This window comes from Streptococcus ruminantium (assembly GCF_003609975.1).
GTDB lineage: Bacteria > Bacillota > Bacilli > Lactobacillales > Streptococcaceae > Streptococcus > Streptococcus ruminantium.
Genome location: NZ_AP018400.1, coordinates 1,668,710 through 1,695,320 on the forward strand (window position 1 = coordinate 1,668,710; position 26,611 = coordinate 1,695,320).

Here is a 26,611-nt window from a genome sequence, read left to right on the forward strand (position 1 = left end):
TTATGAGGGTTGGTAGTAAAAGAAAGTTGTTATAGAAAAACCACTTCACTTATAATGGATAGTATAAAAAGTTATATACTACTTTATACGTGGGGCTTTTCATAACCATCTTTTTATTTCCAGTCCATTTTATAGCTACTCAAACATTCGTGGTAAGCGATCCGTCAGGAGACAAACCACTTCATAGTTTATGGTGCCTATATAATCAGCCCAATCTTGAACAGATATGGTAGAATTTCCATCTTGACCAATAAGAGTAACCGGTTGCCCTAAAGGATAGGCTTGAGGCAAGCGGATAGTGATTTGGTCCATTGAAACGCGCCCTACAATCTCACAGCGTTGACCATCAACTAGGACACAGTAGCCTTGTAAATTGCGAACTAAACCATCTGCATAGCCAATCGGAACTGTGGCAATCCATTCTGGTTCTTGACTCTCATAAGTCCCCCCATAACCAATCGTTGTACCAACTTCAATCTGCTTGATATGAATAATCTCCGAAACCAGTGCCAGAGCCGGCTGCACTTCAAAAGGAAGTTCTAAGATCCGACCGCTTGGATTTAAACCGTAGAGAATATCCCCCAAACGGACCAGATTAAAAACCGTCTCCGCATGCCAAATACTTGCTGCCGAATTACTTGCATGTATCCAGCGAGGAGTGAAGGGAATAGCGGCTAGGTAATCTTTAAACTTAGATAGCTGCTGATGAAAATGAGCCTGTTCCACTTCATCAGCCGTTGCAAAATGGGTAAAGATGCCTTCAACATCGTACTGCAACTCATCTAACAAGTCTATAGCCTGTAGCAGTTCTTCTACACTTCTAAAACCAATCCGCCCCATCCCTGTATCAATCTTTAAATGAACAGTCAGTCCTGATAGGTCTAACTCTAACTGCTTCGTCTCTTCCAGCCATGCTAGACTTGCAACTGTGATGCTAATATTCAGTTGATGAGCAAGGGACAAAAATCGTACAGGTACCACACCTAAAATAAGTATGGGGTGCTCAATACCTGCCTGACGTAATTCTAAAGCCTCATCTAAATTTGATACACAGAAACCAGCCACTTGATTTGAGAGCTTTTTCGCTACAGCGACAGCTCCATGACCGTAGGCATTTGCCTTAACTACTGCAAAAGCTTCCGTTTTAGGTGGTAGGTTCGTCATGACTTGTTCTAAATTTCCTGCAATGGCGTCCAAATTAACTCGAACCCGTGTGGGTCGATGTTCACTTTCAATCATCTTTCTCCTCCAAAATGACACTGGCTTGTACAAAATTTCCCGAATGACTAATACTAATCCAAATTTGCCCATTAAAGGGGCTTTTTGCTATATAAGGAACTCCCTTGCTAGTATTTAAAACTTCAATATCTTGAAATCCTAACTTTCCAATGCCTGTTCCCCAAGCCTTAGAAAATGCTTCCTTTGCTACCCAACGACCAGCTAAATATTCTAACTGACGGCGACCGTGCAAACTTTGGTACCTCTCCAATTCTCTTTCTGTGAGAATCTTTTTTGGAAACTCTGTATGCCTGAGTCTGGCGCGGTCGATAGCATCTATTTCCTGAAGATCTATTCCATGTCCTACTATCATTGATAGGTCTCCTTTTATTACTTTATACTCTGCAAAATGAAGGCAATCCAGCACTACATCACTCACAAAGTGTCACAACTATATAGTTGATTGCACATTTTTATACAGACAATATCTGAAATCAAGCAAATCAACAGCATACTGACAAGAGAGCAACTGGAAAAGGACTGGATAGCCGTCCAGTCCTTTTGTCATTCCTATTTGCGGCCGTGACAATTTTTAAATTTCTTACCAGACTGGCATGGACAAGGATTGTTTCGCTCCACACCCTCAAAAGATACATTCTCCTGAACAGTCTTAGACTGAGCCGGCATAATATTCTTAACAGCTGTGGTATGAGCCTCTTGGCTTGCACGTTCACGTTCGATATTGTCGTGAATTTGCGCCTTCATCATCAGACGAGTCACTTCAAACTCGATTGCCCCAATCATGTCATTAAACATCATAAAGGCTTCTGATTGGTACTCAACAATTGGGTTGTTTTGAGCATAACCACGAAGACTGACTGCATTACGCAATTGATCCAAGGCATCAATATGATCTGTCCACTTGTTATCCACAACACGAAGAATGAGAACTTTTTGAAATTCACGTACACGTTCTTCATCACGGAGCTTCTTAACTTGTGAATCGTAGACTTTCAAAGCACGTTGATACAATTCTTCGATGATTTCTTTCTGATTGAGTGCTTCAAAGGCCTCCACACTTAACGTATCATCTTCAACCAAGGTTGCATGAGCAAATTTGATAATTCCTTCAACTGCTTCTGCTTTTGAGCTGAGGAAATGACTCTCTACCTGACGTTCGATTGTCCGTTTAATCATAGACTTAATTTCAGGAGCCAAATCACGATCTGCTGTAATAACGTCTTGGCGCTGACGATAGATAATTTCACGCTGTTCACGCATCACATCATCATATTGAAGGACTTGTTTACGTGAGTCATAGTTATTTCCTTCAACACGCTTCTGAGCTGACTCAACCTGACGTGTCAACATTTTAGACTTGATAACAGATTCTTCTTCTGTCAAGTTCATTCGTTCCATAAATACCTTGATTCGCTCTGAACCAAAGCGCTTCATCAAGTCATCTTCAAGGGATAGGTAGAATTGCGACTCACCTGGATCACCTTGACGGCCCGAACGACCACGAAGCTGATTGTCAATACGACGACTTTCATGGCGCTCTGTACCGATAACACATAGACCACCAAGCTCACGTACACCAGGCCCCAGCTTGATGTCTGTACCACGTCCAGCCATGTTGGTCGCAATCGTCACAGCACCACGCTGACCTGCATTCATGATAATTTGTGCTTCACGATAGTGGTTTTTTGCGTTCAAGACCTCGTGAGGAACGCCAGCAGCTACCAGTTTGCGTGAAATCAAATCAGAAGTTTCAACAGCTACTGTACCAACTAGAACAGGTTGCCCCTTTTCATAGCGTCTCTTCACATCTGCGATAACTGCATTAAACTTGTATTCCAAATTTGGATAAAGTAAATCTTCATGGTCAATACGGGCAATCGGACGGTTGGTTGGAATTGGTACAACACGAATGTTGTAAATTTCACGAAACTCTTCTTCTTCCGTCTTACCGGTACCAGTCATCCCAGCTAACTTCTTGTACATACGGAAAAGATTTTGGTAGGTGATGGAGGCACTTGTCTTAGACTCATTCTGAACCGGAACTCCCTCTTTGGCTTCGATTGCTTGGTGGAGTCCATCAGAATAGCGACGACCTTCCATAGTACGACCTGTAAATGGATCGATAATCATTACCTCTTGGTCTTCATTTACCAAGTAGTCTACATCATAGGTCATGATATAGTTAGCACGAAGGGCGTTATCCAAGAAGTGAGTAATCGCTACATTTTCAATATCATAGAGATTATCAAGCTTGAAAAACTTTTCTGCCTTGTCGATACCTGAGTCAGACAAACTGATTGTCTTAGAAGGAACATCAATAATGTAATCTTCTGTCGCCAAGGACTTAACTAGATTATCTGCCAAGAAATACAGTTGGTTGGTTTCTGATCCCTGTGCTCCCGATACAATCAAAGGGGTACGAGCTTCATCAATCAAGATAGAGTCTACCTCATCGACCAAAGCGTAGTTGAGAGGACGTTGCACCATATCCTCGGCGCGAACGACCATATTATCACGGAGATAATCAAAACCAATTTCTGAGTTGGTCGAGTAAGTAATATCACAGTTGTAGGCTTCACGCTTTTCTAATGGTGACTTGGCAGCCAAGTTAATACCAACGGATAGTCCTAGCCATGAGTACAATTCACCCATCTCGGTCGCATCACGAGTAGATAGATATTCGTTAACCGTTACTACATGCACCCCTTGACCAGACAAGGCATTCAAGTACACGGGCATAGTTGCAGTCAAAGTCTTACCTTCACCTGTACGCATTTCTGGAACATCCCCATTGTGAAGAACAATTCCTCCCATAACCTGAACTTTATATGGGTAGAGTCCTAGCACACGTCTAGCTCCCTCACGTACTACCGCGTAAGCTTCATACAAGAGATCGTCCAAGGACTCACCATTGTGATAGCGTTCTTTAAATTCTGCTGTCTTAGCTTGTAGTTGTTCATCAGTCAAGGCTTCCATTTTATCGGCATACGATAAGACCTTGTCTGCCATTTTTTCTAGTTTTCTCAGCTCTCCCTTATCATTTTCAACGAGAGAACGAAGTACATTTGTTACCATACATTTCATCCTATTTCAGTTTTAGTCAATAATATATTGTAGCAGAAAACGAGGCAATTTTCAAGGTTTGGCATTAGGATACATGTTATTCTTAGATAAAAGTACGATGAATTAACTAGAATGGGGGGAAAGAAGCGTACTCTACTTTTTACTCTCATCTGATCGACAATATAAACTTTGAATTCCAATATTCGTTTCCTCGTATAAAACAAAAAAGTCAGGGAACAATTCATCCCTAACTTCCTTCATTTTATCAACTTCACAGGCTGGCTTAAAATCAGATTCTATTCATCCTTTCAGCAACTTGTTTTGCCAAGGCAAAGTTACCGAGAGTAGCAGAACCATTCTCAGCAACGGCTGGAGTAACAATATATTCCTTCACATCTGGGATTGGTAGATAGTTATTCATCAAGCCAACAAATTTCGTGCGGACACGATTCAGCATATGTTCTTGCGCCATCACGCCACCACCAAATACAATGACTTGAGGGCGATAAAGGAGGGTCGCTTGCACCGCTGCTTGAGCAATGTAATAAGCTTGCACATCCCATACATCTGAATTGAGTTCAATCATTTCACCACGGATACCTGTACGTCCCTCAAGGGATGGACCTGCTGCCATCCCTTCCAGACATCCCTTGTGGAATGGACAAACACCATTAAATTCATGTTTAACATCATAGGGGTGAAGGGCTACGTAGGTATGACCTGCTTCTGTGTGCCCCATTCCTCCGATAAATTCTCCATTTTGTATAGCGCCTGCACCAATTCCTGTACCAATTGTGTAGTAAACTAGACTGTTCACACCTTTACGCACCAAGGCTTCACCGAAGGCAGAAGAATTTACATCCGTCGTAAAGTAAAATGGAATAGTAAATTCCTTAGCAATCAAACCAAGTAAGTCAATATTAGACCAGTGTGGTTTTGGTGTCGAAGTGATGTAACCGTAGGTCTGGGAATTTTGATCAATGTCAATCGGTCCAAATGAACCGATAGCAATACCTGCCAGACGCTCCTCATAGCGTTTAAAAAACTCTACCGTACGCTCAATCGTCTCATAGGGACTTGTCGTTGGAAATTGTGTTTTCTCAATAATTTGGAAGTTCTCATCACCTACCGCACAAACAAACTTTGTTCCGCCAGCTTCCAAGCTACCGTATAGTTTCGTCATTTGATTGTCTCCCCAATTTTTTCTTTTTGTTTTATATCATAGAAAGAAACAGCAGAAAAAGGCATGAAGCCCTCTTCTAAATTATTTTCTAGTCTTTCATCTTACCTTCCGTACTAGATAACAGGTCGTAGTTGGACAAGTCGATCTAAATAGGATGATAAATAAGAAATGAAAGAGAGCCTAAGATTATCTTACAACTTTCAAGAAGTCTCCACCATAGCTAATGGTACCTTGAGCAAGTGGGGTTACTTCTGCAAAATCGGCTGTATTTGTCACGATAACCATCGTTGTGTCATCCAAACCTGCTGCCGCAATCTTAGCTGCATCAAATTTAGCGATTGGATCACCTGCTTTTACCTTGCTACCGGCTGCAACCAGTTTTTCAAAACCATCACCATTCATCGAAACTGTGTCGATACCAATATGGATTAGGAGTTCCGCACCTGAAGCTGTTTTCAAACCATAAGCATGACCAGTTTCAAAAGCGATCGTCACTTCTGCATCTGCTGGTGCATAAACAAGACCTTCAGTTGGCTTAACAGCCAAGCCTTTCCCCATAGCACCTGAAGAGAATACTGGATCATTGACAGTTTCAAGCGCAACTACATCGCCTGAAAGTGGAGATAGAAGAGTTTCTTCAGCTACTTCTGCAACAGTTGTTACTGGAGTTTCTGCTACAAGGACACTAGGCTTTTTTACATCTTTTTCCTCATCTTCATAACCAAAGAAGTATGTCAAGGCAAAACCAAGAGCAAATGACACAGCTACCATGAGGATATACTGAAGCAATTGACCATTTTCAACGTATAATGTGGCACCTGGGATAATTGTAACACCAGAACCTGTACCAGCAAGGCCAAGAATTGAAGCAAAGGCACCACCGATAGCACCAGCAATCAATGAAAGGAAGAATGGCTTACGGAAACGTAAGTTGACACCGAAGATTGCTGGCTCAGTAATACCGAGGAAGGCAGAAAGAGCTGCAGGGAAAGCAAGAGTTTTCAACTTAGCATTCTTCGTTTTCACACCAATTGCAACAGTAGCTGCACCTTGTGCTGTCATCGCTGCTGTAATAATAGCATTGAATGGGTTAGCAGCCATACCAGTCTCCGCTAATGAGCTACTTGTCAATTGGATTTCAAGCATGTTAAAGATATGGTGAACCCCTGAAACCACGATAACTTGGTGAATACCACCGATAAGCAAGCCACCTAAACCAAATGGTAAAGCTAGGAGAGCTTTTGTACCAGCTAAGATGTAGTTTTCAACAACGTGGAAAACTGGACCAATCACAAAGAGTCCAAGGATAGACATTACTAAAAGAGTTACAAATGGTGTTACCAAGAGGTCAAGGACATCTGGAACCACTTTACGGACAACCTTTTCAAACTTTGCACCAACCAAACCAATAATGAAAGCAGGCAACACTGAACCTTGCAAACCAACAACTGGGATAAATCCGAAGAATTCCATTGGTTTAATATCTTTACCAGAAACAATATCCCAAGCATTTGGTAATTGACCAGCAATTAACATCATACCAAGAACAATACCGATTGTTGGATTTCCACCGAATACGCGGAAGGTTGACCATACTACCAAAGCTGGCAATACAATGAAGGCTGTATCTGTTAAGATTTGAGAATAAGTAGCTATATCGCCTTCCAAAGGCATTCCAAAGGCTGCAAACATACCACGAAGTCCCATGAAAAGACCTGTTGCTACGATAGCTGGGATGATTGGAACAAAGACATCACCAAAAGTACGGATCGCACGTTGGAACCAGTTTCCTTGCTTAGCAGCTTCTGCTTTTTGTTCAGAAGTTGATGAAGTTGGAAGACCTAAGGCTACAACTTCGTCGTAGATTTTGTTTACTGTACCTGTACCAAAGATGATTTGGTATTGACCAGAGTTAAAGAAAGCACCTTGTACTTTTTCAATTTCTTCAACTGTATCCTTATCAATTTTACTTTCATCGACGACCATCACACGAAGACGAGTCGCACAGTGGGCAACACTACGCACATTTTCACGTCCACCAAGAGCGTCAATGACTTTTTTTGCAATTTCTGTATTATTCATCTTGCAAAATCTCCTTATTAACCTTTTTGTTTTTTGAAAGCGTTTTTAAACTTTCGATGTTTCAATTATATCACTTTTATAAAATATGTCAAACGTTTATCATATTTTTTTATAATTTTATTAAAAATACTGTTAAAACTTGATTTTTCACAAGAAACCGTTTACTATATTATGTGAACTTTTAGAAATAGTTGGAGAAAATGATGGCATTTACAACAGAGGAACGCTACAGAGCTTATGCTGACTGGACACCCGAACATATTGAAAAAATAAAAAAAAATACAGATAGCTCCCCTTGGAGAACCCATTTTCATATTGAGCCACCACACGGACTTTTAAATGACCCCAACGGCTTCTCCTATTTCAATGGAAAATGGACCCTTTTTTACCAATACTTTCCATTTGGTGCAGCTCACGGTCTCAAATCATGGGTTCATACCGAATCAACCGATCTAGTCCACTTTGAAAAAACTGGAACAATTATCTATCCTGATACACCACTTGATAGCCACGGAGCCTACTCTGGTTCTGCCATGGAATTTGGTGACAAACTCTTTCTTTTTTATACAGGAAACGTTCGTGATGAAAACTGGATCCGCCATCCTTACCAAATCGGTGCTTTGATGGATAAAGACGGTAAGATTGAAAAATTAGATAGGATTCTGATTGACCAACCGGAAGATACGACCGATCATTTCCGTGATCCGCAAATCTTCAACTACAAAGGGCAATATTATGCCATTGTTGGCGGACAAAATTTGAATAAAAAGGGAATTGTTAAGCTATATAAAGCTGAAAATAATAGCTACCTTGACTGGTCTTTCGTTGGTGATTTGGATTTTGCTAATGATGGGACCGCTTATATGATGGAATGCCCTAACATTGCCTTTGTCGGTGAGCAACCTATCCTCCTCTACTGTCCACAAGGTCTGGATAAGTCTGTTTTGGACTACGGAAACATTTATCCAAATATGTACAAGATCGGACAAAGCTTTGACCCGGAGACGGCCACCATTATCGATCCGAGTGAGTTGTTCAAACTTGATGATGGTTTTGAGTGCTACGCAACACAGCTCTTTAATGCCCCCGATGGGCGAGTCCTATCTATCAGCTGGCTAGCATTGCCAGATGTCGAATATCCCACAGACGCTTATGATTACCAAGGTTGTTTGTCATTGGTAAAAGAGTTGTCTATCAAGGATGGAAAGCTTTACCAGTACCCTGTTGAAGCTATCACCAGTCTTCGACAAGAAGCTCTTCCATTTGCTTCGCAGAAGGAAACCAATAATATTTACGAATTGGAGTTGCACTTTGCAGCCAATAGCCAACATGAAATCGTGTTATTCGCAAATGAGAAAAACAAAGGATTGGTCTTGCAAGTGGATACTGAGAAGGGGAAAATCACCTTAGAGCGTGGCAACTGTGGTCAACCGTTTGCTCTTGACTTCGGGACGAAACGCTCTTGTGAGGTTGAAGCAGGAGCCATTGCTGCCACTATCTTCATAGACAAATCTGTCTTTGAAATCTTTATCAATAAAGGAGAAAAAGTATTTTCTGGTCGTGTCTTTCCAGATGCGGATCAAAATGGTATTGCTATTACTGCTGGCAATCCAACCGGAACCTACTACCATTTAGATTATGGTCGCAAAACTAACTGATGTCGCACAATTAGCCGGTGTTAGCCCGACAACGGTCTCACGTGTTATCAATAAAAAAGGGTATCTATCTGAAAAAACCATCCGCAATGTTGAAGAGGCGATGCGAGAATTGGGATATAAACCCAATAACCTAGCTCGCAGCTTACAGGGTAAATCAGCAAAATTAGTAGGACTTATCTTTCCTACAATTAACAATATTTTTTACTCTGAGTTGATTGGACTTCTGGAAAAAGAATTGTTTGACCGAGGTTACAAAACGATTATCTGTAATAGCCAGCATGAGTCCGATAAGGAACGCGAATACTTGGAAATGCTAGCCGCTAATCAGGTTGATGGAATTATTTCTGGTAGCCACAATTTAAACATTCAGGACTATGATCGCGTTATGGCCCCCATTATTGCCTTTGATCGCAATCTTTCACCATCTATTCCAATCGTTTCTTCTGATAATTTTTCTGGTGGAGTCTTGGCTGCGCAAACCTTACAAAAAGTCGGTTGTCGCAATCCTCTAATGATCACTGGCAACGATGATTCCAATTCACCAACAGGTCTACGGCAGATCGGCTTCACTTCCATCCTGAGCAAAGCTAAGGTTTTTCACATATCGAGTGATTTCTCTCCTATCCGAAAAGAGATGGAAATTCGAACTATTATAGAAAAACATAAACCCGATGGAATCTTTGTATCTGGAGATGCCACAGCCATGTTGGTTTGGAATGTCGCCCGCTCACTGGAACTATCTATTCCAAAAGACATCAAGCTCATCGGCTACGATGGAACGAGTTTTATCGAAAGCTACTATCCTCAGCTTACAACCATTAAACAACCGCTAGCTGAAATTGCTCAATTACTGGTTGATCTCTTGATAGACAAAATTGAAGGGAAAAAATTAAGCAAAACCGACTACATCCTTCCCATTTCATTATTGGCTGGATCTAGTGTCTAATGAAAACCTGCTACCTGTTTGTGCTGAGTAGCAGGTTTTTATGCTTAAAATACCATTCCCTCAACTATCTCAAATAACGATTCAAGTTAAGGGGATTTACGGCATTCTAATAAGCAGCTTATTAGGATAACTGAGCAGAGTACAAAAAAGAAGCCCAGCTATGAAAAGAACCCCTTATAATGGACAGTATAAAAAGTACTATACTGTTCTTATAAGGAGGTTCTTTTCAGCTAGGCTTCTTCTTTTATAAATTGACTCAAAACGCCATTGACAAACTTAGCTGAAGCTTCATCTGAAAATTCTTTAGCTAGTTCAATAGCTTCATTGACCGCTACACGATCCGGTGTTTCCTCAAAATACGAGATTTCAAACAATCCCAATCGCATAATGTTCTTATCAATCAGGGTCAATCGGTCTAGGGTCCATCCGGCTTTCAGTCGACTGGATAATTCCTTATCCAGTTCCTCGCGATAATCTGCTACACCATTTACAAGATTGAGCAGGAAGAGTGGAATTTCAACCCCATCCTGTTCTTCCTCTTTATCATAAAGATAGGAAAATTGAGCTGCTTGAACTGGTTCTTGACCAAATTCTAGCGATACGATTGCCTGCAAAGCACACTTACGCAAGGCATGTCTGTTATTCTTCATCAAGGAAATCCTCTCCGAACAAATCTTTCAATGCTGGTTTTGGCGTTTTATCAGGAACAATACCGTTAACATGGATATTAACTGCAGTCACTTGGACTTCCGCATAATTATATACCGCTACCTTAACCGCACGCTGAATTTCCATAGATACAGCAGGGACATTTACACCATACTCTAGGTAGACATAAATATCTGCAATCACTCTACCTTCTTCGTCAGTCTGAAGGTAGACACCCTTATTCAATGATGTTTTTGACCAACTATCTGCTACACGCTTATTTTGAAGCGAGTGTACTCCGTCAACCTTAGCTGCGGCAATACCTGTAATTACTTCAAGTACGCGAGGCGCAATAACAATCTCACCTTGATATTCTGTTGTCATGAGCTCTCCTTTCTCAAGAGGAAACGTTTAAGCGCGTGAAACGTAAGTTCCCTCTGCTGTGTTGATGACGAGTTTTTGTCCTACTTCGATAAAGTCTGGCACGTTTACCACAAGACCTGTTTCCATAGTAGCTGGCTTACCTGAACCTGTCACAGTCGCCCCCTTAATGGATGGCTGCGTCTCAACAACTGTCAATTCAACGGTTGTCGGTACAGTCACACCAATTACCTCTGTCCCATAGAACTGAATTTTCACATCTGAGTTTTCCAAAATGTAAAGCAATTCTTCCTTGATAGTTGCCACCGGAATTTCATACTGATCATAGGTTTCAGTGTTCATGAAGTAAGCAGTGTCATCCATTTGATAAAGGTACTGAGCTGGAACAGTTTCGATGATCGCTTGCTCAAATTTTTCATCTGGACGGTAGGTCGTATCAAACGTAGAACCTGTACGCACATCACGTAATTTCATACGCATGATAGTGTTTCCTTTGCCCGGCTTATGGTGACTTGCATCTAAGACCTTAATCAACTTACCTTCCGTTTCAAACGTCATTCCCGCTCTAAGTTTACTTGCTTCAATCATGTAACATTTTACCTCGCAAAAATAATTTATTCGTTTCATTCTACCATAAAACAGCAAGATTCTCAAATCTTTACTAGTCTTATATCATGGAAAAGGATACGTCTGCCTTTCAGAAAGAGTAGGGATTAAAATGGTTTGGATCGGATCGAAATTCTAGCAATTTTTTGATTTTATCACCTTCAAAATCAGCAATCGTTATACTATATCCTTTTTCATCGGGTATCAGAAAAATGCTATTGAGAACCACATGTCCCTTTCCCAAGCTACATTGCAGCCTCCATTCTCCTTCCCTTCCTCTTTGATTCCAATCATAAAACTCACTTTTTACTTACTTGATTCCTTGATAAACTGATTCACGAGATTCAGTATAATAACTATCATCCGTAAAAATATTAGCTAGTTATGTTCTAGCTTATTGACATCAAGCCATCATAGACCACTGCATTCATTTTGCTTTGCCCATGAGAGTCTTCCTTCGTTACTTCAAAACAATCAATTCTTTCGGTGCTAAAGTCAAGACTTCACAATCAATTTCCGTAATGAGAAGGTCATCCTCAATACGAACACCGTATTGATTATCCAAATAAATTCCTGGCTCATCTGTCAGAACCATGCCTGCCTTGATGGTTTCATCAGATTTTCCAAAATAGGGGTACTCATGGACATCCAAGCCCATACCATGCCCAATACCATGCGTAAAGTTGGCACCGTAGCCTGCATCACTAATGATCTCACGCGGAATACGATCAAAGTCACGATAGGTGATACCTTCCTTGGCTTGCTCAATCAAGGTCTTATTGGCACGTAAGACTACATCATAAATCTCACGCTCTTGGTCTGTCACATGACCGATATGGATGGTTCGTGTCATATCACTCACATAGTGCTGATAGTAACAACCAAAATCCAACGTCAAGGTCTCGCCTGACTGAATCATCTTATCAGATGCTCGTCCATGCGGCATGGCAGAACGATAGCCAGATGCTACAATGAACTCAAAAGAAGCTCCTTCTGCTCCGAGCTGACGCATACGGTAATCAAGAAAATGATTGACATCCATCTCTGTCGTCTGACCAGGCTTGATAAAATCCAATACATCTACAAAAGCCTGATCTGAAATCTGACAAGCACGACGAATTGCAGCTATTTCTTTTTCATCCTTAATCATACGCAAATCTTCGATAAAGTGAGACATGGCAACTAATTGGTAATCTGCAAACACAGTGGTCAAGCTCTGATAGAAGCTATAGGTCACTTCGCTATCAAAACCAATGGTTTCAAGCCCATCTTCCTTAATCACCTTTGCAATCTCTTCAAGGGCAAAACGGCTATCAATGATGTCAAAATCATGCACTGTCGCTTTGGCAATCAAGATATAACGAGCATCTGTCACAAACAAACGGCGCCTACCACTGATGAAGACAGTCGCCTCTGTCCCCCAAAAACCGGTTAGGTAGTAGATATTATTCTGTCCTGTCACTAAAATCCCATCAACTTCTGACTGGGCTAGCTTGCTCTCAAATTTTTCAAGTCTTTTTTGCATCGTATTCCTCCAAAGATTTTGTAATTATTATAGCAGAAATAAATCTAAACACCAATTATTATCAGCAGACAAAAAAGCCGCTAGAGCGACTGTTTTAAGTATGTTACAGAGAAATGGAATCTCTCACTAATCCAATACTTTTATATACTCTCCAATTTTTCGTACGATTTCAGTTACGAGAGCATTTCCCATAAAGAACATACGCATTTTATCGGATACGTCTACACTAGAGCCTTCGGCTAATTTTTAGGGAAAATTTAATCATTGCCTAAACTATTTTAAAGTCTTTAAAATATTATTTTTTAAATCGTTGGTATTATACAAGTGAGGCAAAACCTCAAAAGTTTCTTGTAAATTTTTCTTAGCCTTATGCCAACCTTTTCCGTCAGTAAACCACATAAATTCCACATTAGGAATTGTCTTCGCTTCTTCTGCAATCATCTTATATGAACGTGCTGTTTCATTTAATTTCGATCCACCACTTGAGTAAAAATTAACCTCGATCAAATAAATAGTTGAATTATGCTTGATAACAAAGTCAAATCGTTTGGCTGTATTTCCCTCATTAGTGATGGCGGATAAATCAACTGAGAAGAGTTCCTCAATCTTATTTTGATAGACTTCCTTGAATAGAGTTTTACCTAAAACATAACCAGCCGCCTCTAGATAATTTTGCACAATATTTTCCATAGCATGTCCAGTACGGTTCTTCCTACCGTTAGTATCCATGCCGACTTCTACTCCTGTAACGTAGTCCACTAGATTTGATACAATATGCTTCTCGAGTAAATCAAAGATCCCTGACTTTTCCAAAAACATAGCATATTCTTCAATACTATAGTTTGGCTTACGAAAGTCGAAATAAAAATCTTTTATAGGGTCTTTAACAATAATTGTATCTTTCAAACGTTTCGCAATAAGGATTGGTATAACTTTCAAAACTTCTGGATAATTTTGGTACAAATCTAAAAAATCTTGTTGTATATTTTTGCTACCAATAAGACTATTCATAATATTAAGAGGAACTTTTATACTTTCCACATTATCGTAGACTTTTGGAAAATCTGTATAATAAGTCCAATCCGCTATAGTGTCTGTCATGGTAGACAACCATTTGTCAAAGTCTCTATTTTTTTCCACTTTCTTTCTCCAATCTCGTTTTCGCTATTTTTAAGTAATCTCGTTCGGCATCTATTCCAATGAATCTTCTACCTAATCGCTTCGCTACAACTCCTGTCGTTCCGCTACCAACAAAAGGATCTAGAATGTAGTCATTTTCTTTTGTGCTAGCTAATATTATTCGCTCTAAAAGATATTCTGGTTTTTGGGTTGGATGCTTGCCGGCCCATTTCTCTGATTTTACTGTTAATCCACCAGTCCAGACATCTTTCATCTGTTTTCCATCGTTTAACTCTTTCATCAAATCATAGTTATAATAGTGACGAGCTTTCTTATAGTTTTTTCTTGCCCAAAGAATTGTTTCAGTTGAATGTGTAAAGTAACGACAGGATAAATTGGGGGCAGGATTCGTTTTCTGCCATGTAATATTATTCAGAATTTTGAAACCTTCTTGTTCTAAAGCCATTCCAACTGAATAAATATTGTGGAAACTACCTGAGATCCAAATCGTCCCATTGGGTTTCAAAACTTTTTTAGCTAACTGAATCCAGCGTCGATTAAAGTTGTGCTTTTCTTCAAGTGAGGAAACTTTATCCCACTCACCTTTATCAACTGATACAACTTGACCACCTGAATTAGATATTCCACCATTACTCAAAAAGTACGGCGGATCTGCAAAAATCATATCCATAGTCTCAGGTTTCATTTTGGACAAAAACTCAAAAGTGTCCGCATGAACAAGTATGGAATTCTCTTTATGATAGTATGGTTTCGTCATAATAACCCCTCCATACTTATATTCGTTATTTGTCATAATTAGTTACGATAAATTCTGATATTTTTCCTCGACTTGATGCTTTCGCCCCATTAGTCCTAGTAGCTTCTACCTTATGAATATTAAAACCTTTATATAATTCTTCCACTAACGGACTAGACGAATTGGATAACATTACATAGGCACCTTTCTTATCTAGTTTTCTAAAAACATCACGCAATCTAACTTGTTCTTCATAGGAAAAACCTTCATGAGTGTAAGATGTAAAGGCACTTGTTTCTGAAAGAGGTATATACGGTGGGTCAAAATAAACAAAATCTCCAGCACCTACATCTTCAACAGCTTTTTCGAAATCCCCTGTCAAAATCTCAATATTATTTTTATTTAGATATTGAGAAATAGATAAAATTAACTCACTATCAACAATCTTAGGATTTTTATAGCGACCATAAGGTACATTGAACTGATTTTTAGAATTAACACGATACAAGCCATTGAAATCAACTCGCAACATATACATGATACGAGCAGCACGTTCGGTGTCTGTCATAGCATGGATTCTGTCATCTCTATCAACAGATCGTAGTTCTAAATAATAATCTTTAGAGTTGTTTTTTTGATGCTCAACTAGTAGTTCAATGAGTTTTTGGGGATTATCTTTTATTTGACGATAACAGTTGATAAGCTCACTATTGAAATCATTGATAATTGCTTTTTTCGGAATGAGTTCGAAAAATACCGCCCCACCACCAATGAATGGTTCAAAATAACTATTATAATTGTCTGGCATAAGAGATTTTATAACCGGAAGCAGTTGTCGCTTCCCACCAGTCCATTTTGTAAAAGGTTGTAAAGTTGGTTGAGTTCGTTGTAATTGTATCATCGTTTATATTATACCATATCTCTAGATATGTTTGATTAATTGAAATGGAATCGTCTCCAACATGCAAAAAAGCCGCAGAGACGACTTTTTATTTCAACTTCATTTTCAGATACTGTCCTGTAAAGCTAGCTGGATTTTCTGCAACTTCTTCTGGGGTACCTGTCGCAACGACAGTACCACCACCGATACCACCTTCCGGACCCATATCAATGATATAATCAGCAGTCTTTATCACATCCAAATTATGTTCGATGACCAGGACGGTATTACCATCATCCACGAAACGAGCCAAAACTTTGAGCAGTTGGGCAATGTCCTCCGTATGAAGACCTGTTGTCGGCTCATCCAGAATATAAAGAGACTTGCCAGTTGAACGCTTGTGGAGCTCCGAAGCCAACTTCATCCGCTGAGCCTCACCACCAGATAGAGTCGTTGCCGGTTGGCCCAAGGTTACATAACCTAGACCTACATCCTGGATAGTACGGAGCTTTCGCTCAATTTTCGGTATATGCTTGAAGAATTCCACCGCATCATTGACCGTCATATCAAGGACTTGAGCAATGTTCTTTTCTTTGTAATGAACCTCTAGCGTTTCTGAATTGTAACGATGCCCATGACAAACCTCACATGGAACAAAGACATCCGGCAGAAAGTGCATTTCAATCTTGATGATACCGTCTCCTGAACAGGCTTCACACCGTCCACCTTTGACGTTAAAGGAGAAACGCCCCTTTTTATAACCACGAATCTTCGCTTCATTTGTCTGAGCAAATAGATCACGAATATCATCAAAAACACCTGTATAAGTAGCAGGGTTGGAACGCGGTGTCCGTCCAATCGGACTTTGGTCAATGTCAATCAAACGATCCAAGTGTTCAATTCCTGAAATCGACTCAAACTTGCCTGGCTTGTCCGAATTGCGATTGAGCTTCTGGGCAATGGCTTTTTTCAAAATGGAGTTAACGAGAGTTGATTTACCAGAGCCAGACACTCCTGTCACCGCCAAAAATTTACCAAGGGGGAAACGAACGGTCACATCTTGCAGGTTGTTCTCCTTAGCGCCAGTGACTTCTAAGAAACGACCATTACCAATACGACGTTCTAAGGGAACTGGGATTTGACGCTTGCCAGATAAATATTGACCCGTAATGGATTTTTTATTCTTTGCCACTTGTGCAGGAGTTCCGGCAGCAACGATTTCACCGCCGAAAACACCTGCACCTGGACCAATATCAATCAACCAGTCCGCCTCGCGCATAGTATCTTCATCGTGTTCTACCACAATCAAGGTATTGCCCAAATCTCGCATCTTCTTGAGACTGGCAATAAGGCGATCATTGTCCCGCTGATGCAAGCCAATGGAAGGCTCATCAAGAATATAAAGAACACCTGATAGGTTTGAACCAATCTGAGTTGCCAGACGAATTCGCTGGCTTTCCCCACCTGAAAGTGTACCCGCTGCTCGAGAAAGGGTTAGATAGTTCAGTCCAACATTATTAAGAAATGTCAATCTATCCTTGATTTCTTTGATGATGGGAGTTGCAATAGTGGCTTCGTTGGCAGACAAGGTCAACTGAGATAGAACTTCCAAATGATCAGCTACCGATAAATCCGATAACTGTCCGATATGAAAACCTTTTTCACCACCGACCTTTACAGACAAGGCCTGATCATTGAGTCGATACCCATGACAGGTTCCACAGGTCAGTTCATTCATATAGCTCTTCATGACCGTCCGTGTATAGTCACTATTGGTTTCACGGTAGCGACGATCAATATTTATAACTAACCCCTCAAAAGGAATATCAATATCTCTCACACCACCAAACTCATTTTCATAATGGAAATGGAATTCCTTGCCATTAGAACCGTAAAAAATAAGATTCTTCTCGTCATCTGTCAACTCTTCAAAAGGCTTATCCATATCTACGCCAAAATGATTCATAGCCTGTTCCAGCATTTGGGGATAGTAGTTAGAAGAAATTGGATTCCATGGCGCCAAAGCACCCTCACGCAGAGTCTTACTTGTGTCTGGGACAATCAAATCCAGATCCACCTCTAATTTCGTACCTAGACCATCACAATCGCTACAAGAGCCAAATGGCGCATTGAACGAGAATAGACGAGGCTCTAACTCAGGGACTGTAAAACCACAAACTGGACAAGCGTAATGCTCAGAAAAGAGCATTTCTTTGCCATCCATAGTATCAATGAGGACATAACCATCTGCCAGTCGCAGAGCTGCTTCAATAGAGTCAAAGAGACGAGTGCGAATGCCTTCTTTAACAACAATCCTATCGACTACAACTTCAATAGTATGTGCCCTGCTCTTGGACAATTCTGGCACTTCTGACAGATCATACACTTCACCATTGACACGAACTCGGACGTAGCCATCTCGCTGTATTTTTTCAAGAATGGTCTTATGTTGCCCCTTTTTTCGACGAACGACAGGCGCTAAAATTTGCAAACGTTGGCGTTCTGGCAATTCCAACACTTCATCAACAATCTGCTCCACTGAAGAAGCAGCAATCGCTCCGTGTCCATGGATACAGTATGGCACTCCAACACGAGCATAGAGCAGACGAAGATAATCATTGATTTCTGTCGCTGTCCCAACTGTTGACCGAGGATTTCGTGATGTAGTCTTTTGATCAATAGAGATAGCAGGACTGAGACCTTCAATCGAATCCACATCTGGCTTATCCATATTCCCTAAAAACTGACGGGCGTAGGCGGACAAACTTTCCACATAGCGCCGCTGTCCTTCAGCGTACAAGGTATCAAATGCCAAACTCGACTTTCCTGAACCAGATAAACCGGTTACTACCACTAATTTTTCACGTGGAATTGTCACATCAATATTTTTTAAATTATGGGCACGCGCACCATGAATAATAATATTTTCTTGCATAATCTAAGATACAAAGCCCGTAAAACGCAAAGTAAAAATAGGAAATTCGATGAAGAGCGTAAATGCTCTAAGAGGATTTATACTCAACAGCATCCACATCCGTAATCAACTAAAGTCGAAACGGCCGCGTATCTTTTTCACACAGCGCTTAGGGCGTATTCTATTCCTTTCTAAATATAAGTACGTTCACAAAATAACTGGTGACGGTCGTTTGCTCCGCATCACCAGACGAAACTGCCTATGGACAGTTTCTATATCTTGTATTAGCTCAATTTTCAAAAAATATCGTTTTGAAAATCTCACATCAAGAAAGCGTACAAAAAATAAGATACAAAGGGCATGAAAACTGATTAGTTCCACAGTGTACCTGTACACAAAAGAATGAGTCTTTTTTGCATCATCTTTCTCCCATATTCAGTCCCTTTCCGTACCTAATTGGATAACAATACAAAAATCAGGCTATCCTCCTTAAATATTCCAATTATATCACAAAACTGTAGAAAACTTTTCCTTAACGATACTTTTTTTGGTATAATGGAGGTTGTGCTAATGCGTAAAAGATAAAAGGAGGCAGGGATATGAAACAAATTTTTCTATCAACCATGACTGATTTAGAAGAAGTCCAAACCTTTGAACCAGGTGCTTGGATTAACTTGGTTAACCCCGGCCAGAGCGAGTCCTTAGAAGTGGCAGAACATTACAAAATTGATATTACTGACTTGCGAGCTCCACTTGATGCAGAAGAAACTTCCCGTATCACAGTTGAAGATGACTACACCTTAATCATCGTGGACGTACCGATCTTGGAAGAGCGGAACAATAAAACCTACTATATTACTATTCCCTTGGGGATTATCCTGACAGAAGATGCCATTATCACGACCTGCTTGGAACCACTACCACTCTTTGAACAGTTTATCCATCGCCGGTTACGGAACTTCTTTACCTTCATGAAATCTCGCTTTGTATTCCAGATTCTCTATCGCAATGCTCAGCTTTATCTATCGGCCTTACGGACCATTGATAGAAAGAGCGCAGAAATCGAGAAGCGACTGCATGAATCAATGCAAAATGAAGAGTTAATCGAATTGATGGAGCTAGGCAAGACAATCGTTTACTTCCAAACCTCTTTGAAAACGAATGAACGACTGGTCAAAAAATTAGCTTCCTCATCTCGTATATTACGAAAATATGAAGAAGATGAAGATCTTCTGGAAGATACATTGATAGAAACCCAGCAGGCAATCGAGATGGCCGACATATACGGAAGCATCCTAACTGGAATGTCTGATGCCTTTGCTTCTATTATCGCTAACAACCAAAATACTGTTATGAAGACTTTGGCTTTGTTCACCATTATCTTGTCCATTCCTACAATGGTCTTTTCTGCTTATGGCATGAATGTGCTTGGAGTTTCTATGCCATACAGCGAGCATCCCCTCTCATTTTGGATTGTGATTGCCATTTCCTTCCTAGCAACTATCCCATTTGTTATTTACTTTAGCTATAAGAAATGGTTTTAAATCAAGGAGAAATTATGTCATTTATAGAAATTAAAGAATTAACAAGAAAAAATCAAGAATTTATCCATACTGCTACCAACCTCTTGATTAAAGACGGTAAATCTGACAGCGAAATCAAGGAATTACTGGAAGAAATTTTACCAACAATCATCGAAAAGCAGAAAACTGGTGTAACTGCCCGTAGTCTCTATGGTACCCCTAGCGAATGGGTAGCCAGCAAGTCAACTTCAGAAGAACAGCAAACTAAAATGGAATACAACGAAAATCCATGGCTTATGTGGCTTGACTCTAGTCTCCTGATGCTTGCAATCATCGCTGGTATCAATGGGTTAATGAATCTTTTAGGTCAAGGAGCTCGGTACGGCCTCCTTACGCTGTTAGTGATTGGCTTTGGAGTCGGTGCTGGTATGTATGTCATGTACCACTTTGTATATAGAGAGCAAATTAAAACTGGGCAACGTCCTAAATTTTTAAAAGCCATCGCCTTTCTTGGTTTAGCAACACTGGCTTGGTCAGCAGTCTTTTTGCTCGCTGCTTTGATTCCAGCAGCTCTCAATCCTGTCTTGCATCCGGTACTCACCATTCTAATCGGTGCAGCAGCCTTCGGTGTTCGTTATCTCTTGAAGAAAAAATACAACATCCGCAATGCTATGACCCCAGTGCAGTAAAATTAAACTCCAAACTGTGGGAGATAAAGCAAGTAATGTTTACAATAGTTGTAAAGAGAACAAAGCCCTCATTAGGAGTAGAATCTTAATGAGGGCTTTTGAATCTTGTTTTCATTCTTCTGTAGGTGGCAGCAATCATGCATAGCATGATGTAGCAGCAAAACAATCAAATTAGTTATTTCCCACCTTTACCACCTGACGTTGGCCGCTACGATCTAGGAAGCTAACTGTTTTTTGCTCCGGCTGATACTCAAAGCTCTCTACTCCAACACTATGCTTCAACGCAATGCTTACCAAGGCTTCTTCAAAATCATCCGCAGCCATACCATATGCTTTGGCACGTTCGCGCATAGCTAACTCGTACTCATCCAACTCTTCGCTATCCTCGTCTGATTGAATCTCTTCCTCCTCTTCCGAATCAGAATCAATGGATGGCTGAGAAATGGAACCATCATCGGTGCTTGATGAGTGATCAATCTCTGGCTCGGATTGATGTCCCGGTTGAAGGGTAGATAAGGCTTTATCTTGAACAGTTGAATCTGGTAAAGTCTGCTCTGAATCAACTCGCTCTGTATGAACTGGTTGCTCCTGAACTTTCTCATCACCATCACCCTTATCTTCTTCTGTTTTTGTATCTTGTGGTTGATTGCGTAAGGAGTAAATAACAGCATCCTTGACATTAACTAGACTTAAATCTACAGCACCATGACCTTCAATCATTACTAAATTGTCAAAAAGGTAACGAACTTCATGCCGTGGCACACCATATTGCTTAGCAATATAGGCCAATTTCTCTTCATTCGGATCAACAGCAGTTACTAATCCACTATAATCAACCTCATCATAGTCTAAAGGAAGGCGAATGTCTTTCAATTTGACTTCACGCTCTATACCGTCTTTCTGAACAACCACTACTACATCATTGCGACGGTAAACTGATCCACCTTCATTCTGTAGGCGTAAGTAGCTCATTTTCAAACTCACTAGAAGACTTCTATATTCATCCACATCACTGTCGTTTTTTAAACGCAAAGCTACAGGGTAACGATCGAGGTTACCGACATGAGAATGATTTCCATGGGGAATAATAACTTGATTTCCTGTTACAATCAATTGATCAAATGGTACCCCATTTTCCAGAGAGACATAGCGTAATTTAGCTTCAATTTCAGACTTGCTGTAGCCGCTTGGTTTCACAGCAGTCAAATGATTTCTGTTAATATAATTTTGAGCTGCTTCAAGCTCTGAATCTTCTAGTTCATGGTAAAAGACGTAGTGTTCATGATCTCCATGTTCTGCTCGTAACCCTTGATCATCATATTCCAAAATGCTCTCTGCGGTGAAAGTATAGCCATCACTAGTTGTGTAAGGTAGACCATCCATTCCCTTAGCTGTTTTTTTAATATTCTTGCCTAATAAATCAACCAAGCCATGATCATCGTCTGTAGTTGGTGGTGTTGGCTGAGAGGGCTGACTTGGAACATCAGACTGGATAGGCTCACTTGGCTGAGAGGGTAGTTCCGGTTGAACTGGTGGCATACCAATTACAACCATTTTTGAAATTTTAGCCTCCAACTCAGACATATGATCAAATGGTATAAAGTGAAAGTGATCACCATGAGGTACAACAATACCTCGGTCTGTCCGTTTGGTAATGGTTACAGGATCAAAGACCAAACCATCTCCCTCAACGTGGCGCTGCCCAAGTGGCTGAGCGTATAACTGTTTCAGTAAATCAACTAAACTCTCACCATTATTATCACTTGGTTGAGGTGGGGCAGGTGGTTGATTGGAATCGGCCTTCGGGATAGTTGGACGAGGTATCGGCTGAGATGAGGGGCCACTATACCCATTAGGAATTGGCACTGTTGGGTGCGAATCACCACGACCATATTCTTCTCTCTGGCGGCGTGGTTGAGGTTTCGCTACTAGTTTCTTGTGTTTACTGTCCCAGTAAGCTTGTGCAGCCGCTAGTTCCCCAGCGGACAAATCCTTCTTAGGAATATAGTGGAAATGATCGCCATGCGGTACCAGAAAACCATCTCCCATATCATCAATCACATCTGTAGGGCTAAAAACATAGCCATCATCAGTTGTATAGGGCTTTCCCGTCAAACCTGTTTGACGAAAACTCCCATTAGTCATTCGAGTCACGCCATTAGTAGCGTGACTCGAACGACTATTTCCTGAACTCTGTTGTTGACGACTAATTTCCTCCTTGGTTCGAACATTGCTAGTTTTGCTAGCATCCTTGAGGTAGAGGTAATAGCGGCCTTCACGCTTGATGATATAGCCATCCTTTACCTCATTAACAATATCAGCTTGGTTAAGAATGTAGCTGCTATCTTTGAGAATCAATTCCTCACTGATGATAGCGTCATAAGGTACCTTACCGTTATAATAATGGTAATGATCTCCATGGGACGTTACATAGCCTTGATCAGTTATTTTAACAACAATCTGTTCTGCATCAATGCCTTCCTTGGCACTCACTTCATCAGGACTCATATTTTTGGTATCAGTAACAACACTGTTTTTATCTGTTGAACTTTGATTCCCTTCTACATACGCTACCCGATTCTGATCCTGGCTGACACTTTCCTGATAGCGCCCCAACTGATAGCATGCTACACCAAGTAGCAATGCTGCCGCTACGCTATAGATATACTTTTTCTTCATAAGTCCTCCCTTTTTGGTTGTCTTTTCACAAAAACTTAACCAGTTAATATTTTTACTATATCACCGCTCCCCCCAATTTGTCAAGTCTTTTTCTGACACACCGGATATATGAATGACAAGTTTCTCCATTGTATCCACAATCCGATTAGGTACTTACTCCTATTCCTCTGCCTTGGAAAGAGCAACTAATATTCAATTTCGATTGGCTAAACTTTAAAGTTCGTCTACTTGGATAACTCCAGCAACTAAAATCTAGAAGGGCTAATTTCTAAACTTACGAAAAAATGACCCACTAGTGATTGCACCTTTCCAGTTTTTAGAGCGTAAGAAAAAATGGCCCACTGGACCATTTTTTTAATCTTCATTTACGAATGGTAAAAGTGCCATAACGCGAGCACGTTTGATTGCTGTTGTTACTTTACGTTGGTTTTTAGCTGATGTTCCAGTCACACGACGTGGAAGGATTTTTCCACGTTCAGAAATGAAACGGCTAAGAAGTTCAGTATCTTTGTAATCAACATATTCAATTTTGTTAGCTGCGATATAGTCAACTTTTTTACGGCGCTTGAAACCGCCACGACGTTGTTGAGCCATGTTTATTCTCCTTTATATTATGATAGTACGGGTCAAAAAGCTATTGAAAGTGGGAAATGCACCGAAGTATATCTACCCCTTGAAAATTCATATCTTTTCAAGCTTTTTCCCAAAACTCAAACCTATCTTGAGTTATAAGTCCACCCCACCTTAGAACGGTAGGTCATCGTCTGATATGTCCATCGGATTGCTTGTCCCAAATGGACTTTCTTCTCGAGCGAAGTTCGGTGTAGATTGTGATGGTGCTTGATAAGATGAGTTATAATCATTTCCCCCAGCAAATGAAGAACCAGTAGAATAACCGCCTTGTCCTTCACGAACAGAGCGACTCTCAAGAAGTTGAAAACTTTCTGCAACGACTTCTGTAACGTAGACACGTTGCCCTTGTTGATTATCATAACTACGGGTCTGGATACGACCTGTAACACCAATCAGTGCACCTTTCTTAGCCCAATTCGCCAAATTTTCAGCTTGTTGGCGCCAAATCACTACGTTGATAAAGTCCGCTTCACGCTCACCGTTTTGATTTTTAAAATTACGGTTGACCGCTAAAGTAAAAGTCGCAACAGCCTGATTAGACGGGGTGTAACGAAGTTCTGCATCGCGGGTCATACGACCAACCAATACTACATTATTTATCATAAACTACCTTCTTACGCGTCAAGTTTGACAATCATGTGACGAAGAATGTCGCTGTTGATTTTTGACAAACGGTCAAACTCTCTGAGAGCTTCATCGTTGCTTGCTTCAACGTTAACGACATGGTAAAGGCCTTCACGGAAATCATTGATTTCGTACGCAAGGCGACGTTTTTCCCATGCTTTTGATTCAACGATTGTTGCACCGTTGTCAGTCAAGATAGAGTCAAAGCGTGCTACCAAAGCATTTTTAGCTTCTTCTTCAATGTTTGGACGAATAATATAAAGAATTTCGTATTTAGCCATTGATATGTTCCTCCTTTTGGTCTAATGACTCATGGTCTAGCCACGAGTAAGTGAGGGATACTCACAGAAAATAATTATACCATAATATCGAAAATGTACAAGTAAAAACCATTTTCTTAAAACGATTTCATCTCTTAGGTGACAATGACCTGTACTGTTTAAGCTACGATAGCCTTGGCTACCTCTTCTGTTGTCATGCGTGAAAAATAGTGGGTCGTATCAATCTCTTGAAGCTTGGAAAGGACATCTACGTACTCATAACGAGTACCAACAAGAAGACTTTCAATATCTGACACATCTCCTATACCAAAAAAGTCACCGTAAATCTTAATTGATTCGATAACAGATTTTTCTGTCTTGATGTAAGTAGTAATTTTTCCAGCTTGGTAACGAATACTACGCTCCACTGTGTATTCTGGTGTCTGGCCATAAGTCCAGTCCCAAGTCGCAAATTGTGTATCACGAATTTTCTGGATACGAGCCAAATCATCTTCTGAAAGAATGTATTCGTCCATATCTGGATATTCCTGTTTCATCTGATTAAGAATGGCCTCCTTAAATTCCAGAACGGTCATCTTCTCAGGTAACTCATTGTTGATATTCGTCACACGAGCGCGAACAGACTTTACTCCCTTGGATTCAATCTTGTCCTTGCTCACTTTAAGAGCACTAGCAAGAACAGACATATCTACATCAAAGAGTAAGCAACCGTGGTGCATCATTCGCCCTTTAGCATAGGCTTGGGCATTGCCACAGATTTTCTTTCCATCGATTTCAAGATCGTTACGACCTGTAAAATTGGCCTCCACACCCAGAGTTGCCAGAGTGTCAATCACAGGCTTGGAAAAGGTTTTGAAATCAAAAGCTCCTTCATCCGCCTTGTTAGAGATAATAGTATAGTTAAGATTGTTAAGGTCATGATAAACTGCTCCACCACCTGATAGACGGCGAACGACATGAATTCCTTTTTCATCGGTAAATTCTTTATTGATTTCTTCAATGGCATTTTGATGCTTGCCGATAATAATGGCAGGTTCATTAATCCAAAGGATGAAAATCTCATCAATATCAGTCAATTCCTTGAAGGCATAGGCTTCAAGAGCGATATTATATGCTGGGTCGTTGCTGTTATTTATGATGTATTTCATGGATAGTTCCTCTCTTGTTAACTAATTTTTATT

Annotated in this window: 22 protein-coding genes and 1 pseudogene; 4 read left to right on the plus strand and 19 right to left on the minus strand. The window is 40.5% G+C overall.

Annotated elements, in window-relative coordinates:
• Window positions 1-135: 135 nt before the first annotated feature.
• The 5 genes from alr to SR187_RS07945 form a co-directional block, all read right to left on the minus strand.
• Window positions 136-1,239: an alanine racemase gene (gene alr, locus SR187_RS07925; RefSeq protein ID WP_024532488.1), complete on the minus strand. Its 1,104-nt coding sequence runs from the start codon at window positions 1,237-1,239 to the stop codon at window positions 136-138.
• Entirely contained in the window at window positions 1,232-1,591 is a 360-nt protein-coding gene (acpS, locus tag SR187_RS07930; RefSeq protein WP_024532489.1) for a holo-ACP synthase, read from the minus strand. The genes alr and acpS overlap by 8 nt, the downstream gene beginning before the upstream one ends.
• A 197-nt stretch (window positions 1,592-1,788) precedes the next feature.
• Window positions 1,789-4,314, minus strand: coding sequence for a preprotein translocase subunit SecA (gene secA, locus SR187_RS07935; protein ID WP_120172105.1), 2,526 nt, complete (start codon window positions 4,312-4,314; stop codon window positions 1,789-1,791).
• 277 nt (window positions 4,315-4,591) lie between these two features.
• Window positions 4,592-5,485, minus strand: coding sequence for a fructokinase ScrK (gene scrK, locus SR187_RS07940; protein ID WP_024532491.1), 894 nt, complete (start codon window positions 5,483-5,485; stop codon window positions 4,592-4,594).
• A gap of 186 nt (window positions 5,486-5,671) precedes the next feature.
• Window positions 5,672-7,567: a sucrose-specific PTS transporter subunit IIBC gene (locus tag SR187_RS07945; RefSeq protein WP_120172107.1), complete on the minus strand. Its 1,896-nt coding sequence runs from the start codon at window positions 7,565-7,567 to the stop codon at window positions 5,672-5,674.
• Window positions 7,568-7,770: 203 nt separating this feature from the next.
• On the opposite strand from SR187_RS07945, the gene SR187_RS07950 reads away from it, so the two are divergent.
• Window positions 7,771-9,225 (plus strand): sucrose-6-phosphate hydrolase, encoded by a 1,455-nt coding sequence (locus SR187_RS07950; protein ID WP_120172108.1) that lies wholly within the window; start codon window positions 7,771-7,773, stop codon window positions 9,223-9,225.
• Complete coding sequence (locus SR187_RS07955) at window positions 9,206-10,171, plus strand: LacI family DNA-binding transcriptional regulator (RefSeq protein ID WP_120172110.1); 966 nt, start codon at window positions 9,206-9,208, stop codon at window positions 10,169-10,171. The genes SR187_RS07950 and SR187_RS07955 overlap by 20 nt, the downstream gene beginning before the upstream one ends.
• 230 nt (window positions 10,172-10,401) lie before the next feature.
• Here SR187_RS07955 and nusB read toward each other — a convergent pair whose 3' ends face one another.
• The 9 genes and pseudogenes from nusB to uvrA all read right to left on the minus strand — a co-directional run bounded on the left by nusB (window position 10,402) and on the right by uvrA (window position 19,022).
• Window positions 10,402-10,821 carry a transcription antitermination factor NusB gene (nusB, locus tag SR187_RS07960; protein WP_120172111.1) on the minus strand — a complete coding sequence of 140 codons (420 nt, stop codon included), beginning with the start codon at window positions 10,819-10,821 and terminating at the stop codon, window positions 10,402-10,404.
• Window positions 10,811-11,203, minus strand: coding sequence for an Asp23/Gls24 family envelope stress response protein (locus SR187_RS07965; RefSeq protein WP_024533059.1), 393 nt, complete (start codon window positions 11,201-11,203; stop codon window positions 10,811-10,813). The genes nusB and SR187_RS07965 overlap by 11 nt, the downstream gene beginning before the upstream one ends.
• Window positions 11,204-11,230: 27 nt before the next feature.
• Window positions 11,231-11,788 (minus strand): elongation factor P, encoded by a 558-nt coding sequence (gene efp / locus SR187_RS07970; RefSeq protein WP_024533058.1) that lies wholly within the window; start codon window positions 11,786-11,788, stop codon window positions 11,231-11,233.
• A 478-nt stretch (window positions 11,789-12,266) separates the two neighbouring features.
• Window positions 12,267-13,331, minus strand: a complete 1,065-nt coding sequence (locus SR187_RS07975) for a M24 family metallopeptidase (RefSeq protein WP_120172113.1) — start codon at window positions 13,329-13,331, stop codon at window positions 12,267-12,269.
• A gap of 126 nt (window positions 13,332-13,457) precedes the next feature.
• Window positions 13,458-13,577: pseudogene (locus tag SR187_RS10135) on the minus strand (DNA cytosine methyltransferase); the annotation flags it as partial.
• Window positions 13,578-13,604: 27 nt separating this feature from the next.
• Window positions 13,605-14,471, minus strand: coding sequence for a type II restriction endonuclease (locus SR187_RS07985; RefSeq protein ID WP_120172114.1), 867 nt, complete (start codon window positions 14,469-14,471; stop codon window positions 13,605-13,607).
• Window positions 14,458-15,264 carry a DNA-methyltransferase gene (locus SR187_RS07990; protein ID WP_120172116.1) on the minus strand — a complete coding sequence of 269 codons (807 nt, stop codon included), beginning with the start codon at window positions 15,262-15,264 and terminating at the stop codon, window positions 14,458-14,460. The genes SR187_RS07985 and SR187_RS07990 overlap by 14 nt, the downstream gene beginning before the upstream one ends.
• Window positions 15,254-16,108, minus strand: coding sequence for a DNA adenine methylase (locus SR187_RS07995; RefSeq protein WP_120172118.1), 855 nt, complete (start codon window positions 16,106-16,108; stop codon window positions 15,254-15,256). Before SR187_RS07995 ends, SR187_RS07990 begins: the two co-directional genes overlap by 11 nt.
• Before the next feature lie 88 nt (window positions 16,109-16,196).
• Entirely contained in the window at window positions 16,197-19,022 is a 2,826-nt protein-coding gene (gene uvrA, locus SR187_RS08000) for an excinuclease ABC subunit UvrA (RefSeq protein WP_120172119.1), read from the minus strand.
• A 578-nt stretch (window positions 19,023-19,600) separates the two neighbouring features.
• Between uvrA and SR187_RS08010 the strand changes: the two genes are divergently transcribed.
• Window positions 19,601-20,545, plus strand: coding sequence for a magnesium transporter CorA family protein (locus SR187_RS08010; protein WP_024533054.1), 945 nt, complete (start codon window positions 19,601-19,603; stop codon window positions 20,543-20,545).
• A gap of 14 nt (window positions 20,546-20,559) precedes the next feature.
• Window positions 20,560-21,213, plus strand: a complete 654-nt coding sequence (locus tag SR187_RS08015; RefSeq protein ID WP_024533053.1) for a DUF1129 domain-containing protein — start codon at window positions 20,560-20,562, stop codon at window positions 21,211-21,213.
• A 171-nt stretch (window positions 21,214-21,384) separates the two neighbouring features.
• Here the strand turns inward: SR187_RS08015 and SR187_RS10310 are convergent, their stop codons facing one another.
• The 5 genes from SR187_RS10310 to SR187_RS08040 all read right to left on the minus strand — a co-directional run bounded on the left by SR187_RS10310 (window position 21,385) and on the right by SR187_RS08040 (window position 26,578).
• On the minus strand, window positions 21,385-23,892 hold the full coding sequence (locus SR187_RS10310; protein ID WP_120172122.1) for a pneumococcal-type histidine triad protein: 2,508 nt from the start codon (window positions 23,890-23,892) through the stop codon (window positions 21,385-21,387).
• 354 nt (window positions 23,893-24,246) lie between these two features.
• Window positions 24,247-24,486, minus strand: a complete 240-nt coding sequence (rpsR, locus tag SR187_RS08025) for a 30S ribosomal protein S18 (RefSeq protein WP_002939250.1) — start codon at window positions 24,484-24,486, stop codon at window positions 24,247-24,249.
• Between the two features lie 150 nt (window positions 24,487-24,636).
• A complete protein-coding gene (locus tag SR187_RS08030; RefSeq protein ID WP_024533052.1) occupies window positions 24,637-25,128 on the minus strand; it encodes a single-stranded DNA-binding protein in 492 nt (163 codons plus the stop codon).
• An 11-nt stretch (window positions 25,129-25,139) separates the two neighbouring features.
• Complete coding sequence (rpsF, locus tag SR187_RS08035; RefSeq protein ID WP_024533051.1) at window positions 25,140-25,430, minus strand: 30S ribosomal protein S6; 291 nt, start codon at window positions 25,428-25,430, stop codon at window positions 25,140-25,142.
• A 158-nt stretch (window positions 25,431-25,588) separates the two neighbouring features.
• Window positions 25,589-26,578, minus strand: a complete 990-nt coding sequence (locus SR187_RS08040) for a lipoate--protein ligase (RefSeq protein ID WP_120172124.1) — start codon at window positions 26,576-26,578, stop codon at window positions 25,589-25,591.
• Window positions 26,579-26,611 lie beyond the last annotated feature (33 nt).

Coding starts and splice junctions, on each gene's coding strand:
- alr (WP_024532488.1), bottom strand. CDS start 1,239: ATGATTGAAAGTGAACATCGACCCACACGGGTTCGAGTTAATTTGGAC.
- acpS (WP_024532489.1), bottom strand. CDS start 1,591: ATGATAGTAGGACATGGAATAGATCTTCAGGAAATAGATGCTATCGAC.
- secA (WP_120172105.1), bottom strand. CDS start 4,314: ATGGTAACAAATGTACTTCGTTCTCTCGTTGAAAATGATAAGGGAGAG.
- scrK (WP_024532491.1), bottom strand. CDS start 5,485: ATGACGAAACTATACGGTAGCTTGGAAGCTGGCGGAACAAAGTTTGTT.
- SR187_RS07945 (WP_120172107.1), bottom strand. CDS start 7,567: ATGAATAATACAGAAATTGCAAAAAAAGTCATTGACGCTCTTGGTGGA.
- SR187_RS07950 (WP_120172108.1), top strand. CDS start 7,771: ATGGCATTTACAACAGAGGAACGCTACAGAGCTTATGCTGACTGGACA.
- SR187_RS07955 (WP_120172110.1), top strand. CDS start 9,206: ATGGTCGCAAAACTAACTGATGTCGCACAATTAGCCGGTGTTAGCCCG.
- nusB (WP_120172111.1), bottom strand. CDS start 10,821: ATGAAGAATAACAGACATGCCTTGCGTAAGTGTGCTTTGCAGGCAATC.
- SR187_RS07965 (WP_024533059.1), bottom strand. CDS start 11,203: ATGACAACAGAATATCAAGGTGAGATTGTTATTGCGCCTCGCGTACTT.
- efp (WP_024533058.1), bottom strand. CDS start 11,788: ATGATTGAAGCAAGTAAACTTAGAGCGGGAATGACGTTTGAAACGGAA.
- SR187_RS07975 (WP_120172113.1), bottom strand. CDS start 13,331: ATGCAAAAAAGACTTGAAAAATTTGAGAGCAAGCTAGCCCAGTCAGAA.
- SR187_RS07990 (WP_120172116.1), bottom strand. CDS start 15,264: ATGACAAATAACGAATATAAGTATGGAGGGGTTATTATGACGAAACCA.
- SR187_RS07995 (WP_120172118.1), bottom strand. CDS start 16,108: ATGATACAATTACAACGAACTCAACCAACTTTACAACCTTTTACAAAA.
- uvrA (WP_120172119.1), bottom strand. CDS start 19,022: ATGCAAGAAAATATTATTATTCATGGTGCGCGTGCCCATAATTTAAAA.
- SR187_RS08010 (WP_024533054.1), top strand. CDS start 19,601: ATGAAACAAATTTTTCTATCAACCATGACTGATTTAGAAGAAGTCCAA.
- SR187_RS08015 (WP_024533053.1), top strand. CDS start 20,560: ATGTCATTTATAGAAATTAAAGAATTAACAAGAAAAAATCAAGAATTT.
- SR187_RS10310 (WP_120172122.1), bottom strand. CDS start 23,892: ATGAAGAAAAAGTATATCTATAGCGTAGCGGCAGCATTGCTACTTGGT.
- rpsR (WP_002939250.1), bottom strand. CDS start 24,486: ATGGCTCAACAACGTCGTGGCGGTTTCAAGCGCCGTAAAAAAGTTGAC.
- SR187_RS08030 (WP_024533052.1), bottom strand. CDS start 25,128: ATGATAAATAATGTAGTATTGGTTGGTCGTATGACCCGCGATGCAGAA.
- rpsF (WP_024533051.1), bottom strand. CDS start 25,430: ATGGCTAAATACGAAATTCTTTATATTATTCGTCCAAACATTGAAGAA.
- SR187_RS08040 (WP_120172124.1), bottom strand. CDS start 26,578: ATGAAATACATCATAAATAACAGCAACGACCCAGCATATAATATCGCT.